Source organism: Rhodospirillales bacterium (genome assembly GCA_016699855.1).
In the GTDB taxonomy this organism is placed as follows: Bacteria; Pseudomonadota; Alphaproteobacteria; order Reyranellales; family Reyranellaceae.
The window spans coordinates 1,861,670-1,875,621 of the sequence record CP064988.1 but is presented as its reverse complement, the minus strand read 5'-3'; the positions used below and the strand labels follow the sequence as shown (position 1 = coordinate 1,875,621).

The window sequence follows — 13,952 nt, the reverse complement described above, 5'->3', positions numbered from 1 at the left end:
CGCCGTGTCAGCCGATGGTGCGCTTGTACAGCGCGATCAACCGCTCCCAGTGCCGCTCGGCCGCCGCCTTCTCGTAGACCTTGCGCTGCGGGAAGGCGAAGCCGTGGTGCACCTGCGGGTACATCTCCAGCTCGCCCTTGGCGCCGGACTTGTCGAACAGCTCCTTCAACGTCGCGACCATCGGCAGCGGCGCCAGCTCGTCGTGCTCGGCGCAGGCGATGTAGAGCTCGCCCCTGGCCTTGCCGAGATTGAGATGCGGGCTCTCGACCGCGTCGCTGACCAGCCAGGTGCCGTAGAACGACGCCGCGGCGGCGATCCGGTCGGGATAGCGCGCGGCCGCCGCCAGCGAATACGGCCCGCTCATGCAGTAGCCATGCGTGCCGACCGGACCTTTGCGCGCGTGCGGATGCGCGTCGATGTAGTCCAGCATCGCCGCGACGTCGTCCATCACCGGCGGGATCGTCATCTTGGTGCGCACCGCGCGCATGCGCGTGTGCTCGGGGCTGCCGTGGTCGAGCACGGTCGGGCCGTACTTGGTGTCGCGGCCGGCGCGGTAGTAGAGGTTGGGCAGCAGCACCATGTAGCCGACCGTGCCCAGCCGGCGCGCCATGTCGTAGAGCTCCTCGCGGATGCCCGGCGCGTCCATCAGCATGAGCACCGCCGGATAGGGTCCGCCGCGATCCGGCCGGCAGACGAAGGTCTCCATCGCGCCGTCGCGCGTCTTGATGTCCAGGATGTCCTCGATCATGCCGCTTCCTCCGTCCGTTGGTTCAGCGCGCCTCAGATCTTGCCGTCGTGCTCGCCGATTTTCGGCGCGCGCGAGTCGTCGCCGGCGCGCCGGCCGTCGAACGACACCGGCAGACCGTGGAACAGCGACGGCGCGTCGGCGTAGGGCTTCATGAACATGCCCAGCGCCGCCACCTGCGCCAGCGCCATCACCTCCGGCACCGTGTTCAGCGGCCCGTTCGGCACGCCGCGCGCGTCGAGCTTGGCCGACCAGTGGGCGCGGCTCTCGCGCCTCATGATGTCCGCGACCATGCCGAGCAGCAGCTCGCGGTGGCGCATGCGGTCTGGGTTCGTCAGGAAGCGCGGATCGTCCGGCCACTCCGGATGGCCCAGCGCCTCGGCGAATTTGCGCCACAGCCGGTCGTTGCCGGGGCAGATCATCAGGGGCCCGTCGTCGCACTCGAACGCCTGGTAGGGCGTCAGCGACGGATGGCCGGTGCCCTGCCGCGGCGGCACCGCGCCGGTCGTGCTGAAGGCCGCGACGTGGTTCGACGCCCACATCAGCCCGGTCTCGAACAACGACGTGTTGACGACGCAGCCGCGGCCGGTGCGCGCCTTGCGCAGCAGCGCCGCGAGGATGCCGATCGCCGTCCACATGCCGGTGCTGAGGTCGATGATCGACACGCCGATGCGGGCCGGCGGACCATTTGGATCGCCGTTGAGCGAGATCAGCCCGGCCACGGCCTGGATGATCGGTTCGTAGCCCGGCCGTTCCGCCCACGGGCCGAGATGGCCGAAGGCGCCGAGATCGGCGTGGACGAGCCGCGGGAACTTCGCGGTCAGCGTGGCGGCGTCGAGCCCGAACTTGGCCGGCACGTCGGCGCGCAGATTGTGCACGAACACGTCCGACGCGCCGATGCGCTCGACCAGCGCGGCGCGCTGGGCGGCGTCGGCGAGATCGACGGTGATCGACTTCTTGGCCCGGTTCAGCGCCGCGAAGCCGGTGGCCGAGCCGTCGACGAAGGGCGGCCCCCATTTGCGCGCGTCGTCGCCGTCGGGCCGCTCGATCTTCACCACGTCGGCGCCCATGAAGGCGAGGATCTGCCCGCAATACGGCCCGGCCAGGTTCTGGCCGAACTCCACGACCTTCACGCCCTCGAGAATCCCCGGAATCATCGCGCCCCGCCCCCCGTCGCCCGTGCGCGCACCGTAGATCGCCGACGCCGTCGAGTCACCGTCTCCTCGGCGGCGGCAGGTGGTGAGAGATCCGTGCGCCGCAGACCGGCGGCGAGTCGTGGTCTCGTCGCCCCGCAAGCGGGACGAGGAGAGGATAGAGCGGCGGGTTCCCCGCGAGCGGGACGGGGAGGCGATCGCGTCTACGCGATCCGCGGCAGGACCTCGTCGGCCAGCAGCTGGAAGCTCTGGCGGCTGAGCGGCGCGGCCATGAGGTAGTTCATCCCGACCTCGCCGCGCAGCGCGGCGATGCGGTCGGCCACCATGTCCGGCGTGCCGTGCAGGATGACGTGTTTGAGGTAGCGCTCGATGGGATCGCCGGGGCCGGTCACGTCCACGGTGTGCAGGATCTTCTCGTGCTTCGGCCCGGCGTAGGAATCGACCAGCCACTGCGCGCCGCGGCGCGCCACCGCTTCGGCCTCGGCGGCGGTCGGCGCCAGCGCCACCAGCCGCGCCATCGGGATGTCGCGGCCGGCGTCGGAGTGGCCCGCTTCCGCCAGCCTGGTCGCGTAGTGGCGCCGCTTGGCGCCGATCTCGGCCATCGTCGCGTGCGGGTCCATCAGGATCGAGAAGCCGCGCGACGCCGCCCAGTCGATCGCCGGCTCGGAGGTCGCCGCCATCCACACCGGCGGCCCCGGCCGCTGCAGCGGCTTGGGCAGGACCTCGATCCCGTCGAAGCGGAAATGCGCGCCCTCGAACCTCAGCGGCGCGTCCGCCCACGCCGCCAGCACGATCTCGACGGCCTCGCGGAAGCGCGTCGTGCTCTCCTCCGGCGGCACGCCGAAGGCGTTGAACTCGCTCGGCGCGAAGCCGCGGCCGGCGCCCCAGTTGACGCGCCCGCCGGAGATCACGTCGAGCAGCGCCACCTCCTCGGCCAGGCGCAGCGGGTGATAGAGCGCCGCCAGCGACACGGCCGTGCCGATGCGCAGCCGCGTCGTGCGCGCCGCCGCCAGGACGCCGAGCATGTGCACGGAGGGGCAGACGCTGAAGGTCGTGAAATGGTGCTCGGCCAGCCACACGGCGTCGAAACCGCCGCGGTCCATGATCTCGATGCGCTCCAGCGCGCGGGCGTAGACGTCGGCCAGCGGTCCGTTGCGGCCGGGCCAGGAGAAGAACTGGAGGACCCCGACCTTCACGGCGGCATCCGCCCGAGCATGTCCGGCAGCATGGCGTTGAACTCACCGGCCTTCTCGTACGCCACCCAGTGGCCGCCGCCGGCGATGTAGCGCAGGTCGATGTCCGGCTGGTGGCCGCGCAGCAGCGTCTCGCGCTCGGCGTAGTGGGGATAGGCGGTCGAATCGAACTCGCCCCAGATGGCGTTCAGCCGCGTGGTGATCCTCGGCAGCACGTCGCTGAGAACGCCGGCCGCCGACATGACGCGGCTCTTGGTCTTCGCGCGCATCGTGTTCAGCATCTGCATGTGGATGGCGACGCCGTCGATCGAGGCGGGATCGTGCACCATCAGCAGTTCGAGATTGCGCCGCGCCTCGGCGGCCAGCCGCTCCGGACCCATGTCGCGCGTCAGCTTGACCAGCGCGCCGCGCGGCTCGCGCCGCAGGCGGAAGCCGCCGGGCCCGACCAGCGTGACGCTGCGCAGCCGCTCGTCGAGCAGTGTCGAGACGTGGCCGCCGACCATGCCGCCGAACGAGAAGCCGCAGATGTCGTAGCGCCGGTCGCGCGGCAGGAGCTGGTCCATCGCCGTCTTGACGCAGCGCGTCACCGACCAGACGTCGCGCACGTCGTCGGGCGGGTCGCTGTCGCCCAGGCCCGGCAGGTCGGCGGCGTAGACGGTGAAGTCGCGCGCCAGCGCCTCGACGTTGCGGATCCAGTGGATCCACGAGCCGGAGCCGCCATGGAACAGCACCAGCGGCGGACGGCCGGAATTGCCGCCCCAGACGTGCCACATCATGCGGCCGCCATTGCCCATCGGCACGCGCACCGCCTCGGAGCGGCCGGCGACCTCGGCGATGTGCTCGTCCGCCGCGCGTCCGTCGGGCATCGGCGGCACGGCGGAGAAGTCGGGCGACGGCGTCGCGTGGTCAGGCATCGCCGCGCCGCGGCGGCCGTGGGGTGGACATCATGCGGGACATTAAACACGGGCCGTGGATCGCGATGCAAGCGGCGCCATCGCCATGCCGGCGCCGGCGCCGGCGCGCGCCGGCGTGGACATCCCCGGCCGGCGGCCTGGCCGACGTCAGTTCACCGGCAGCGTCAGGGTCGGCGCCTTGGAGCTGACGCCGGTCTCGGCCAGCGAGAAGAACATCATCAGGAACGTGAAGACGCGCTTCGAGGCGAAGTCGTGGTCGTCGACCCAGTACCAGGTGCCGCGGTAGCTCACGGCGGAATAGGCGCCGGCCGGCGGGCTGGCGCCCGACAGGACGCGGACGACCGGCCGGTCGCGCCGGTCCTCGGCCGTGGAGAGCCGCGCGGCCGGCACCGTGCGTCCGCGCGCGACATGCTCGGGCGGGACTTCGATGCCGCCGGCCAGCTCGACGAGGATCTCCGTCATCGAGCGCGACAGCACGGCCAGCTCGCGATCGTTCCGCTGCGTGGCGCCGAACACGACGTCGAACTCGTTGTTCCGGCCGGGTCTGAGGTTGAGCGTGTCGGAGAGGAATTTCAGGTCGCGGTTCACCTCGGGCGAACGGCTGGGCGTGAGGACCAGCACGCCGACATCCTCGCCGCCGCGCTTCTCGATCCGCAGGCTCGCGCTGCCGGACGCCTGGAGGCGTCCCAGCGCGTCGAGGATCGCGTAGAACCGGGGATCCGCCGGGCGGCCCTGGCCGCCCGATGTGACGCGGTTGAAGATGCCGTTGAGCGACCGCACCGTGAGCAGCAGGACGTTCTCCGCCGGATATCCGGCCTGCACCAGCTGGAAGATGGCGCTGGGCGGGATCGGGCGCAGCATGCTCTTGGCGAACTTGTCGCCGGCCAGCGGCGTGTAGGAGATGGTGGGCCGGTCCTGGTACGCCGCGCCGGCGCCGATCGACAGGGACCGCTCGGGAAGCGACGCCGTGCGATCCGAGTTGAACACGGCGCCGGCCGAGACCTGGCCCTGGAGCGTGTAGGAGTTGACGACCGACGACACCTCCAGGAACGACGGCGCGTCGCCGTAGCGGACGCGGACGATGTTCAGGAGGGTCTGCTGCTTCCACGACTCCGCGACCGAGGAGATGTAGTCGGTGCGGTCGCGCGGGATCGTCGCCGGCCCGATGGACGAGCATCCGGCCAGCAGCAGCAACGCCGGGAGAAGTCCGGCGCGCCAACCAGCCCGGTGGATCAGGCGCGAGGGCCTTCGCGCGGGCCGCCCCTTCCAGCGGGCGAGCAGACGACGCGCCGCCGCCATCGACATCGTCCACGGCGAACAGCCACCCGTCACGCTCGAGGCGGTGCGCGTAGGGTCTCTCATTGCGTCGCGCCTTTCCCGATGCAAGCTCGGAGCGCGGTCCCGCTCCGGGGCGGCGGGCGCGTCCACGCGCGCCCCGCTGATCGGCGACCCGCGTTTGGCGGCACGGGTGCCGCGGCGGATCGCGACCGGCGGCCAGTAGATCAGCGACGGCCGTCCGCCGTCTTGACCTTCGTCAATCGGTCACGGCGCGGCATCGCTATATATGCCCGCTCCCGATTGCGCGGCGAATGATGCCGTGGCCGGTTGGGGCCGCGCGGCCGTCAAGTCGGCGTCAAATGAAGCGGGGAGGCGTCAATGGCGAAGTCACCGATCATATTCGGCCAGGAACGGCCGGGCCGCGCCGAGCGCCGCGCGCAGGGCAAGAAGGTCCGCGACGCCTGTTCCCGCGCCTCGCACGCGCGCGCGACCGAGGTGGGCGGCGCCAAGCGCGATCCGGTCGAGCTGATCGAGGGGTCGAACAAGGACCGCTGGCAGCATCTCGTGCCGGTGCGGCACGGCCGGATGATGGAATCCGCCTTCGCGTTCTTCCGCGGCACGGCGTTGCTCCAGGCGCATGATCTCGCCCAGATGCCGTCCAGCGGCATCGAGGTGCAGGCCTGCGGCGACTGCCATCTGATGAATTTCGGCGGCTTCGCCACGCCGGAGCGTGCCCTGACCTTCGACATCAACGATTTCGACGAGACGTTCCCGGCGCCGTTCGAGTGGGATCTGAAGCGGCTGGCCACCAGCGTCATGCTGGCGGGAAGGTGGCGCGGGTTCGACGCGAAGGACTGCCGCGACGCGGCGGAACAGGCCGTGTTCGCCTACCAGAAGCGCATGCTCAAGAAGGCGGACGCCATGACTCTCGATCTCTGGTACGACCAGTTGAGCGTGGACGACATCGCCGAGGAGGCGGGCGACGACGAGGATATTCTGACGAGGGTCGCCGCCGCCTCCAAGCGCGCGCAGGACAGGAATTCGGCGCAGGTGTTCGAGAAGCTCGCGATCGCGAAGGGCGATACGGCCCGTCTTCTGGACCAGCCGCCGCTCCTCTACCACCTCTCCGACCACCGGTCGGAGGAGGAGGCGAACGCGCAGATCCGCTCGGCCATGCAGAGTTACCGGGTGACGTTGAGTGGCGACCGGCAGGCCTTGTTCGACCGCTGGCGGCTCGTGGACATCGCCGTCAAGGTCGTCGGCGTCGGCAGCGTCGGCACGCGTTGCTTCGTGGGCCTGTTCATGGCCGATGACGACGATCCGCTGTTCCTCCAGTTCAAGGAGGCGCGCCCCTCCGTGCTCGAGGGCCTCGCCGGCCCGCCGCGCTACGAGCACAACGGCGAGCGCATCGTGGTCGGACAGCGCCTGATGCAGGCCGCCAGCGACATCTTTCTCGGGTGGACCAGCGTCGCCGAAGGCCGGGACTTCTTCGTCCGCCAGCTCCGCGACATGAAGGTGTCCCCGCGGCTGGAGACCTTCAAACCGCGGCACCTCGCGTTCTACGCCCGGATGTGCGGTCTGGCGCTGGCGCGCGCGCACGCCAAAGCCGGGGATCCGGCCATGATCGCCGGATACATCGGCAAGGGCGACGCGTTCGGCGACGCGCTGGCCGACCACGCCGTGCACTACGCCAACCAGGTCGAGCGGGACTACGCGCTGTTCCGCCGGGCGGTGCGCGACGGACGGCTCGCGAGCGACACGACCGAGACCCCGGTCTCGTCGATGCTGCGGTAGCCGCGCGGCCGGCGTTTCGCGGGCGCCGAGGGGCCGGAGTCGGATGACTCTCGCGGAGTTGATTCCATCGGCCCTGAGGACGAGCATCTTCCTGCTCGTCCTCAGCATCGGGCTGACGGCGACCGCGCGCGACGCCACCCACATGTTCCGCAACCCCGGAAAGCTGCTGCGCATGGTCGTGGCCATGAACGTCGTTGTGCCGGTGTTCGCGGTGGCCCTGGTGCTCGCGTTCGACTTCCACCATGCCGTGAGGATCGCGCTGGTCGCGATCGCGATCTCGCCGGTGCCGCCGTTCCTGCCGATCAAGGCGACGCGGACCGGCGACCAGCGGACATACGCGGTCGGCCTGCTGGTGGCCGCCGCCGCGCTCTCCATCGCGCTCGTGCCCCTGACGATGGGCTTGCTCGACCGGTTGTCGCCGGCCACGCTCGCGATGTCGCCGGTGACGGTGGCGGCGCAGATGTCGGTCTCGGTGTTCGCGCCGCTGGCCGCCGGCATCGCGGCGCGGCGTTTCGCGCCGGACCTCGCCGACCGGGCCGCGCGGCCGGCGCGCGTCGTGGCGCTGGCGTTGCTCGCCGCGGCGCTGCTGCCGGCGCTGGTCGGGGCGGGGCCGGCGATGCTGTCGCTCCTCGGCGACGGCACGATTCTCGCGTTCGCGGCGCTCGTCGTCGCGGGGCTCGTCGCGGGCCATCTGCTCGGCGGCGGCGTGCCGGAGGAACGCGCCATGCTGGCGCTCGCCAGCGGCTCCCGTCATCCGGCGGTCGCCGTCGCGCTCGCCCGGGCCAATTTCCCCGACGACACGCTCGTGCTGCCGGCGGTGCTGCTCTATCTCGTCGTCTGCGCGGTCGCCACGCTCGCCTACGCGCGTTGGACCGGACGTCCGGCCGGCGGCCCGGCCGCGCCGCGGTAGGGCCGCGTCGGCGCCTTCCGCCGGCCGCCGCGCGCCGCGCAGGCCGCGCTTGCCACCGCCGCGCCCGCCGTACGACGATGCGGCGTCCTGCGGGGGAATGGATGTCCGGCCAGCTCGTCGTCGTCGTCGCCGTGTTCGCCGCGGTCGTCCTCGCCATCGCGTTCGACCTCATCGACCTCGCGGTCGCGGCGATGATGGGCGTCGTCGCCTTCACGGTGATCGGCGCGGTCACCGCCCACGATGTCGTCGCGGCCGTGGAGTCCGGCGGCGGCACGATCGCCCTGCTGTTCGGCGGCATGGTGGTGGCGCGCGTGCTGACGCCGACCGGATTCTTCGGGCTCGTCGGCAACCGCCTGCTGGCGTTCAGCGGCGGCAGCGGCCGCCGCCTGATGCTGGGCATGGCGCTGCTGGTGACGCCGCTCTGCGCCGTGCTGCCCAACGCGACCGTCGTGCTGCTGCTGGCGCCGGTGGTCGTCGGCGCCTGCCGCGCGCTGGACGTCGACTTCGTGCCGCCGCTGATCGTCCTCGCGACCATCAGCAACGCCTCCGGCCTGCTGACGCTGGTCGGGGATCCCGCGACCTACCTCGTCGGCAGCGCCATCCACCTGTCGTTCGGCGAGTATCTGCGGCGGGTCAGCCTCGGCGGCGTCCTCGCCATCCTCGTCGTCGTGGCCCTGATGCCGTGGCTGGCGCGCGCGGCGTGGACGACGCGGCGCGGCGCGGCGCCGCCGGCGGCGCCGATGGAGATCAAGAACAAGGGCTTCGCGGCCGCCGCGCTGCTCATCCTCGCCCTCATGGCGCTGCTCTTCGTGTTCGGCGACCGCCTGCCCGTGAGCCAGGGCGCGCCGGGGGTCGCCATCCTCGCGGCCACGCTGGCGTTGCTGGCGATCTACCATTGGCGCATCGAGCCGGTCGAGAAGGTGCTGTCCGACGTCGACTGGCGCACGCTGATCTTCATCTTCTGCATGCTGCTGATGGTGCAGGCGCTGGTGAAGACCGGCGCGCTGTCGGCGGTCACCACGATGATGCACGCCGCCTTCGGGACCAACCTGCCGGCGGTGGCGATCGCGCTGCTGGCCGGCGTCGCGATCCTGTCGAGCGCGCTCGCCAACACGCCGGTCGTCATGGCGCTGCTGATCGTCGTCAAGGGCTACTTCGTCGTGATCGAGTCGGTGCCGGAGGAGGCGATGGGCGCGGCGTTCGACGCCTGGCCGGCGGCGTCGCTTCCGGTGTTCGTGGCGATGATGTTCGGCGCCACGCTGGGCGGCAACGCGACCTTGATCGGCGCCACCGCCAACATCGTCGCCGCCGGCATCAGCGCGCGCGAGGGGCGGCCCATCAGCTTCGGCCGCTTCCTGCGGATCGGCGGCCCGATCGCCGCCGCGCAGATCGCGGTCTCGGCGGTCTACGTGACGGGATTATGGATGGTCACGCGGCCGTGAGGCCGCCGCCCCACCGGATCAGCGCGCCGAGGTGCCGAGGATCTCGCGCGCGATCAGCATGCGCTGCACCTCGCTGGGGCCCTCGCCGACGCGGCGGATGCGCATCTCGCGGTACCAGCGCTCCAGCGGCAGGTCCTTGGTCATGCCCATGCCGCCGTGGATCTGCATCGAGCGGTCGACGACGCGGCCGCCGCCCTCCGACGCCGTCAGCTTGGCGATCGCCGCCTCGGTGCGGAAGGGCAGGCCGCGGCGCGCCTTCTCGGCCGCCTCCAGCGTGAAGTGGCGCGCGGTGCGGATGTCGATCTCGTTGTCGACCAGCATCCACTGCACCGCCTGCCGGTCGCTCAGCCGCGCGCCGAAGGTCTCGCGCATCTTCGACCACTCCACCGCCATCTCGTGCGCGGCGATGGCGACGCCGATGCAGCCCGCCGCGTAGGGGATGCGCTGGCGCGTCAGGCGGTCGTTGGCCACCGCGAAGCCCTTGTTGACCTCGCCCAGCACCTGGTGGTCGGACACCCAGCAATCCTTGAACTCGAGCTCGGTGGCGTAGCTCGACGAGCGCAGCGTGTGCACGACGCGGCGCACGTGGAAGCCGGGCGTGCCGGAGTCGATGATGAAGCAGGTGATGCCGCCGCGCCCCTTTGAGGCGTCTGTGCGCGCGAACACGATGCCGTACTGGGCGCGGTCGGCGCCGGAGATGAAGATCTTGGCGCCGTTCAGCACCCAGCCGTTGTCCTTGCGCTCGGCCCGGGTGCGGATGGCGCGCGCCGGGTCGCTGCCGCCCGACGGCTCGGTGAGTCCGAAGAACGCCTTCTTCTCGCCGCGCAGAGTGGGATAGAGATAGCGCTCCTTCTGGTCGTCGTTGGCCTCGAACAGCTGCGCAAGGCCAGCGCCGCCGAACACGCCATAGCACGGCGCATACAGGCCGGCGCGGTGCTGCGCCATCTCGATGGCCAGCAGCGTGCGGGTGACCAGGTCGATGTCCGGACCGCCGAACTCGACCGGGATGTCGATGCCGTAGAGACCCATCGCCTTGGTCTTCTCGACCAGCCGCGCGTGGTCGTCGGGCGCCAGCTCCGAGGCGTCGGGGTCGAGCCTGGCCTCCAGCGGGATGATCTCCTCGCGCACGAAGCGGCGCACCTGGTCGATCAGCATCCGCTGCTCGGAGGACGGTTCGAAATCCATGGTCGTTCCACCTTGTCGGAGTGCGTGACGGCGGGCGCTGGCGCGCCTCAGCGCGGGCTGAGCGTCCCCAGCCGCGGCGGCGGGTCGACGGCGTTGAGCGCCGGCAGCGCGCCGTGGTCGGCCTTGTGCAGCATCAGCAGCTCGTTGAAGCGCGTCGTGTACTGCATGTTGATCTCGACCCGGAACCTGTGGCCGGAGCCCAGCGCCGCCAGCTCGTCGAGCAGGGCGCTGCGCACGCCGAAGGCCGAGCGGCCGCCGGCGAAGCCGATCTTGACCACGGCGCCCGAGGCGTCGGCGATCTGGTAGACGCCGAGCTGGCCGGGCAGGCGGCGGACGGCCTCCTCGGTCATGTCGGTCCATGGCTTGGACGGGCGCAGCTCCATGGTCAGCTTCCCTTGAAGGCGGCCTTGCGCTTCTCCAGCCGCGCCTTCATGCCCTCCTGCGCGTCCTGGCTCTTCATCGCGGCCTGCACCAGCGCGTCGACATCGGCGTGCGGGATGGCGTCGCGGAACTCCATCTGCCGCACCGTCAGCGCCTTCATCGCCTTGAGCGACAGCGGCGCGTTGGCGGCCAGCCGGCCGATCACCTTCGACGCCTCGGCCTCGAGCGCGTCGGCGGGCACGCAGCGCGCGATCAGGCCGAGCGCGTGCAGCTTGGTCGCGGGCAGCGGATCGCCCAGCAGCAGCATCTCGCGCGTCGTGACGGGGCCCAGCACCTCCATCAGCTTCTTGGCGAGGAACCAGTTCGGCGCCAGCCCGACCTGGGCCAGCGACATGCCGAAGCGCGCCTTCTGGCTCGCGACCACGAGGTCGCAGTGCAGCGCCAGCTCGTTGCCGCCGGCGATCGCATCGCCTTGCACCACGGCGACCACGGGCAGCGGGCAGAGCTCGATGGCGCGCAGCATCACCTCGATGCCGCTGGCGCTGCCGGTGCCGATGGTCTCGCGGCGCTCCGCCATGTCGAGGCCGGCGCAGAACACGTCGCCCTTGCCGCGCACCACCAGCACGCGGTCCTGCGGCGCGACCGGCGCCTGGAACGCCGCGATCAGCTCGGCCAGCAGGCCGCTGTCGAGCGCGTTCCTCTTCTCGGACGGTTCATCCACACCGTCCGCACCGGCCCGTTCGACTCGATGATGACCTTCGCCACGGCGCTCCCTCCGCATCCATTCCATTTGCGGGGAGCATAGGGCCCGCGCGCGCGCGCGTCGACTCGCGCGCCGCGCAGGGCGGTCATGAGGGCGGGTGGCGGGCGGCGATTTCCGCGGAGCGGGACGGAGCGGCGCTCGGCCGCCCCGGATCATGGGCGCGGCGTCACTCCGGCTCGATGCCGGCGGCCTTGATCGCCTTGGTCCACTTGTCGGTCTCGGCGACGACGAAGGCGCCGAACTCCGCGAGGCCGATCACCGAGACCTCCATGCGGCCCTGCGTCATGGCGCGGCCGGTGGCCTCGTCCTTCATCGCCTCGGCCACGGCGTCGTAGAGCCGCTTCTGGACCGGCGCCGGAGTCGCGGCCGGCGCGAACACGGCCAGCCAGTAGACCAGCTCGTAGCCCGGCACCGCCTCGGCCAGCGCCGGGATGTCGGGCGCGATGCTGGTGCGCTTGGCGCCGGTGACGCCCAACGCCCGCACCTTGCCGGCCTGCACCTGCGCCAGCGCCTGCGGCAGGTCGGGAAACATGATCTGGACCTGGCCCGCGACCACGTCGCCCAGCGCCTGCGGACTGGCCTTGTAGGGCACGCGCTCGATCTTGACGCCGGCCAGCTGGTTGAACTGCTCGGCCGACAGGCGCTGCGAGGCGCTGGCCTCGGCGTAGTTGAGCTTGCCGGGATTGGCCTTGGCGTAGGCGATCAGCTCGGCCGTGGTCTTGACCGGCAGGTCCGGATTCACCACCAGACAGTTGACGCCCATGACGACGCGCGCGATCGGCGCGAAATCCTTGGCCGGATCGTAGGACAGCTTCTTGAACAGCGCGCCGTTGGCGGCGTTCGTGGTGTTGGTGCCCATCAGCAGCGTGTAGCCGTCGGGCGCCGCCGTCGCGACCGCCTGCGCGCCGAGCTGGCCGCTGGCGCCGGGCTTGTTCTCGATCACCACGGGCTGCTTGAGGATCTCCTGCAGCTTGGCGCCGAGCCCGCGGCCGGCGAGGTCGGTGGCGCTGCCGGCGGCGAACGGCACGACGATGCGCAGCGGCTTGCTCGGAAAAGCGTCCTGCGCCCGGGCGGGCGCGGTGGCCAGCGCCGCGGCGGCGCCGACGAGCGTGGTGCGGCGGTCGAGGATCACGTTCTGGTCTCCCGGTCGGAAAAGCGGCCGGAAACAACCACGCCGCGCCCGCGCCCGCAAGACCGGGCGGCGCGGCGGTCTACATGAACGGCTTCTCGTCGCGCGGCAGGTCCTTGTAGAGGCTGGCGACGAACTCGCCGTAGCCGTTGTATAGCCGGGTCGGCACGCGCTCCTCGCTGCCCAGCATCTTCTCGGTCGCCTGGCTCCAGCGCGGATGCGGCACGTCCGGATTCACGTTGGCCCAGAAGCCGTACTCCGTCGGGATCAGCTTCTCCCAGAACGACACCGGCCGTTTGTCCGAGAAGGTGAAGCTGACGATCGACTTCACGTGTTTGAAGCCGTACTTCCACGGCGTCGCCAGCCGCAGCGGCGCGCCGTTCTGGGCCGGGATCGGCTTGCCGTAGAGGCCGGTGGCGATGAACGATAGATCGTGCGTCGCCTCCGCCATCGTCAGCCCCTCGGTGTAGGGCCACGGATAGTAGAACTCGCGCTGGCCCGGGAACATCGACGGGTTGGCGAGCGTCTTCATCACGAGGTACGTCGCGCCCGACGCCGGCTTGGCGAGCTCGACCAGCGCCTTCAGCGGGAAGCCGCTGTAGGGCACCACCATCGCCCAGGTCTCGACGCAGCGGTGGCGGTAGACGCGCTCCTCCAGCGGCATCCGCGCCAGCAGATCGTCGATCCCCAGCTCGATCGGCTTCTCGACCATGCCGTCGATCCTGACCGTCCACGGCCGGATCTTGAGCCGCTCCCGCGCGTCCGAGGAGATCGTCTTGTGCGATCCGAACTCGTAGAAGTTGTTGTACGTCGTCGCCAGCTTCTCCGGCGTGATGCCGTCGAGCGCGTGCGCGGGATTGCGCGACACCGGATAGATTCTCGCCGAGGGATCGGCGCCTTGCGCGGCCGCCGGCGCCGCGGCGGCCATCGCCGCGACCGGCGCCAACCCCATCGCCGCGACCAGCGCGCGCCGGTTCAGGAACGTGGCTTCCGGCGTCGCGAGACGCTCCGGCAGTTCCCATCCGATGGTGCGTTTGATCAGCATCGCGCAACTCCTGTCGACC

Annotated in this window: 13 protein-coding genes; 3 read left to right on the top strand and 10 right to left on the bottom strand. The window is 71.2% G+C overall.

Translation table 11 applies throughout. The features are described 5' to 3' along the window. Positions 1-7: 7 nt before the first annotated feature. The 5 genes from IPK81_08755 to IPK81_08735 all read right to left on the bottom strand — a co-directional run bounded on the left by IPK81_08755 (position 8) and on the right by IPK81_08735 (position 5,305). A complete protein-coding gene (locus IPK81_08755; GenBank protein ID QQS14241.1) occupies positions 8-748 on the bottom strand; it encodes a dienelactone hydrolase family protein in 741 nt (246 codons plus the stop codon). A gap of 32 nt (positions 749-780) precedes the next feature. Continuing rightward, positions 781-1,902: a CoA transferase gene (locus IPK81_08750; protein QQS14240.1), complete on the bottom strand. Its 1,122-nt coding sequence runs from the start codon at positions 1,900-1,902 to the stop codon at positions 781-783. A gap of 200 nt (positions 1,903-2,102) precedes the next feature. Then, positions 2,103-3,095 (bottom strand): LLM class flavin-dependent oxidoreductase, encoded by a 993-nt coding sequence (locus IPK81_08745; GenBank protein ID QQS14239.1) that lies wholly within the window; start codon positions 3,093-3,095, stop codon positions 2,103-2,105. Continuing rightward, positions 3,092-4,006 (bottom strand): alpha/beta hydrolase, encoded by a 915-nt coding sequence (locus IPK81_08740; GenBank protein ID QQS14238.1) that lies wholly within the window; start codon positions 4,004-4,006, stop codon positions 3,092-3,094. The genes IPK81_08745 and IPK81_08740 overlap by 4 nt, the downstream gene beginning before the upstream one ends. Positions 4,007-4,153: 147 nt before the next feature. Beyond that, positions 4,154-5,305, bottom strand: coding sequence for a hypothetical protein (locus IPK81_08735; protein QQS14237.1), 1,152 nt, complete (start codon positions 5,303-5,305; stop codon positions 4,154-4,156). A gap of 357 nt (positions 5,306-5,662) precedes the next feature. On the opposite strand from IPK81_08735, the gene IPK81_08730 reads away from it, so the two are divergent. From IPK81_08730 to IPK81_08720, 3 genes are all read left to right on the top strand, one after another. Beyond that, entirely contained in the window at positions 5,663-7,078 is a 1,416-nt protein-coding gene (locus IPK81_08730; protein QQS14236.1) for a DUF2252 domain-containing protein, read from the top strand. A gap of 43 nt (positions 7,079-7,121) precedes the next feature. Further along, positions 7,122-7,988: a Na+-dependent transporter gene (locus IPK81_08725; protein ID QQS14235.1), complete on the top strand. Its 867-nt coding sequence runs from the start codon at positions 7,122-7,124 to the stop codon at positions 7,986-7,988. A gap of 101 nt (positions 7,989-8,089) precedes the next feature. Next, on the top strand, positions 8,090-9,430 hold the full coding sequence (locus IPK81_08720; protein ID QQS14234.1) for a citrate transporter: 1,341 nt from the start codon (positions 8,090-8,092) through the stop codon (positions 9,428-9,430). Positions 9,431-9,448: 18 nt separating this feature from the next. Here IPK81_08720 and IPK81_08715 read toward each other — a convergent pair whose 3' ends face one another. The 5 genes from IPK81_08715 to msrP form a co-directional block, all read right to left on the bottom strand. Next, positions 9,449-10,615 (bottom strand): acyl-CoA dehydrogenase family protein, encoded by a 1,167-nt coding sequence (locus tag IPK81_08715; protein QQS14233.1) that lies wholly within the window; start codon positions 10,613-10,615, stop codon positions 9,449-9,451. 47 nt (positions 10,616-10,662) lie between these two features. Beyond that, complete coding sequence (locus IPK81_08710; GenBank protein ID QQS14232.1) at positions 10,663-10,998, bottom strand: hypothetical protein; 336 nt, start codon at positions 10,996-10,998, stop codon at positions 10,663-10,665. Between the two features lie 2 nt (positions 10,999-11,000). Then, positions 11,001-11,717: an enoyl-CoA hydratase/isomerase family protein gene (locus IPK81_08705; protein QQS14231.1), complete on the bottom strand. Its 717-nt coding sequence runs from the start codon at positions 11,715-11,717 to the stop codon at positions 11,001-11,003. 208 nt (positions 11,718-11,925) lie between these two features. Beyond that, positions 11,926-12,891: a tripartite tricarboxylate transporter substrate binding protein gene (locus tag IPK81_08700; GenBank protein ID QQS14230.1), complete on the bottom strand. Its 966-nt coding sequence runs from the start codon at positions 12,889-12,891 to the stop codon at positions 11,926-11,928. Between the two features lie 79 nt (positions 12,892-12,970). Further along, positions 12,971-13,933, bottom strand: a complete 963-nt coding sequence (gene msrP, locus IPK81_08695) for a protein-methionine-sulfoxide reductase catalytic subunit MsrP (GenBank protein ID QQS14229.1) — start codon at positions 13,931-13,933, stop codon at positions 12,971-12,973. Positions 13,934-13,952: the final 19 nt, after the last annotated feature.

Bases quoted from the DNA above. Each gene is read 5' to 3' on its own strand.
- IPK81_08755 (QQS14241.1), bottom strand. From the start codon at position 748: ATGATCGAGGACATCCTGGACATCAAGACGCGCGACGGCGCGATGGAG.
- IPK81_08750 (QQS14240.1), bottom strand. From the start codon at position 1,902: ATGATTCCGGGGATTCTCGAGGGCGTGAAGGTCGTGGAGTTCGGCCAG.
- IPK81_08740 (QQS14238.1), bottom strand. From the start codon at position 4,006: ATGCCTGACCACGCGACGCCGTCGCCCGACTTCTCCGCCGTGCCGCCG.
- IPK81_08735 (QQS14237.1), bottom strand. From the start codon at position 5,305: ATGGCGGCGGCGCGTCGTCTGCTCGCCCGCTGGAAGGGGCGGCCCGCG.
- IPK81_08730 (QQS14236.1), top strand. From the start codon at position 5,663: ATGGCGAAGTCACCGATCATATTCGGCCAGGAACGGCCGGGCCGCGCC.
- IPK81_08725 (QQS14235.1), top strand. From the start codon at position 7,122: ATGACTCTCGCGGAGTTGATTCCATCGGCCCTGAGGACGAGCATCTTC.
- IPK81_08720 (QQS14234.1), top strand. From the start codon at position 8,090: ATGTCCGGCCAGCTCGTCGTCGTCGTCGCCGTGTTCGCCGCGGTCGTC.
- IPK81_08715 (QQS14233.1), bottom strand. From the start codon at position 10,615: ATGGATTTCGAACCGTCCTCCGAGCAGCGGATGCTGATCGACCAGGTG.
- IPK81_08710 (QQS14232.1), bottom strand. From the start codon at position 10,998: ATGGAGCTGCGCCCGTCCAAGCCATGGACCGACATGACCGAGGAGGCC.
- msrP (QQS14229.1), bottom strand. From the start codon at position 13,933: ATGCTGATCAAACGCACCATCGGATGGGAACTGCCGGAGCGTCTCGCG.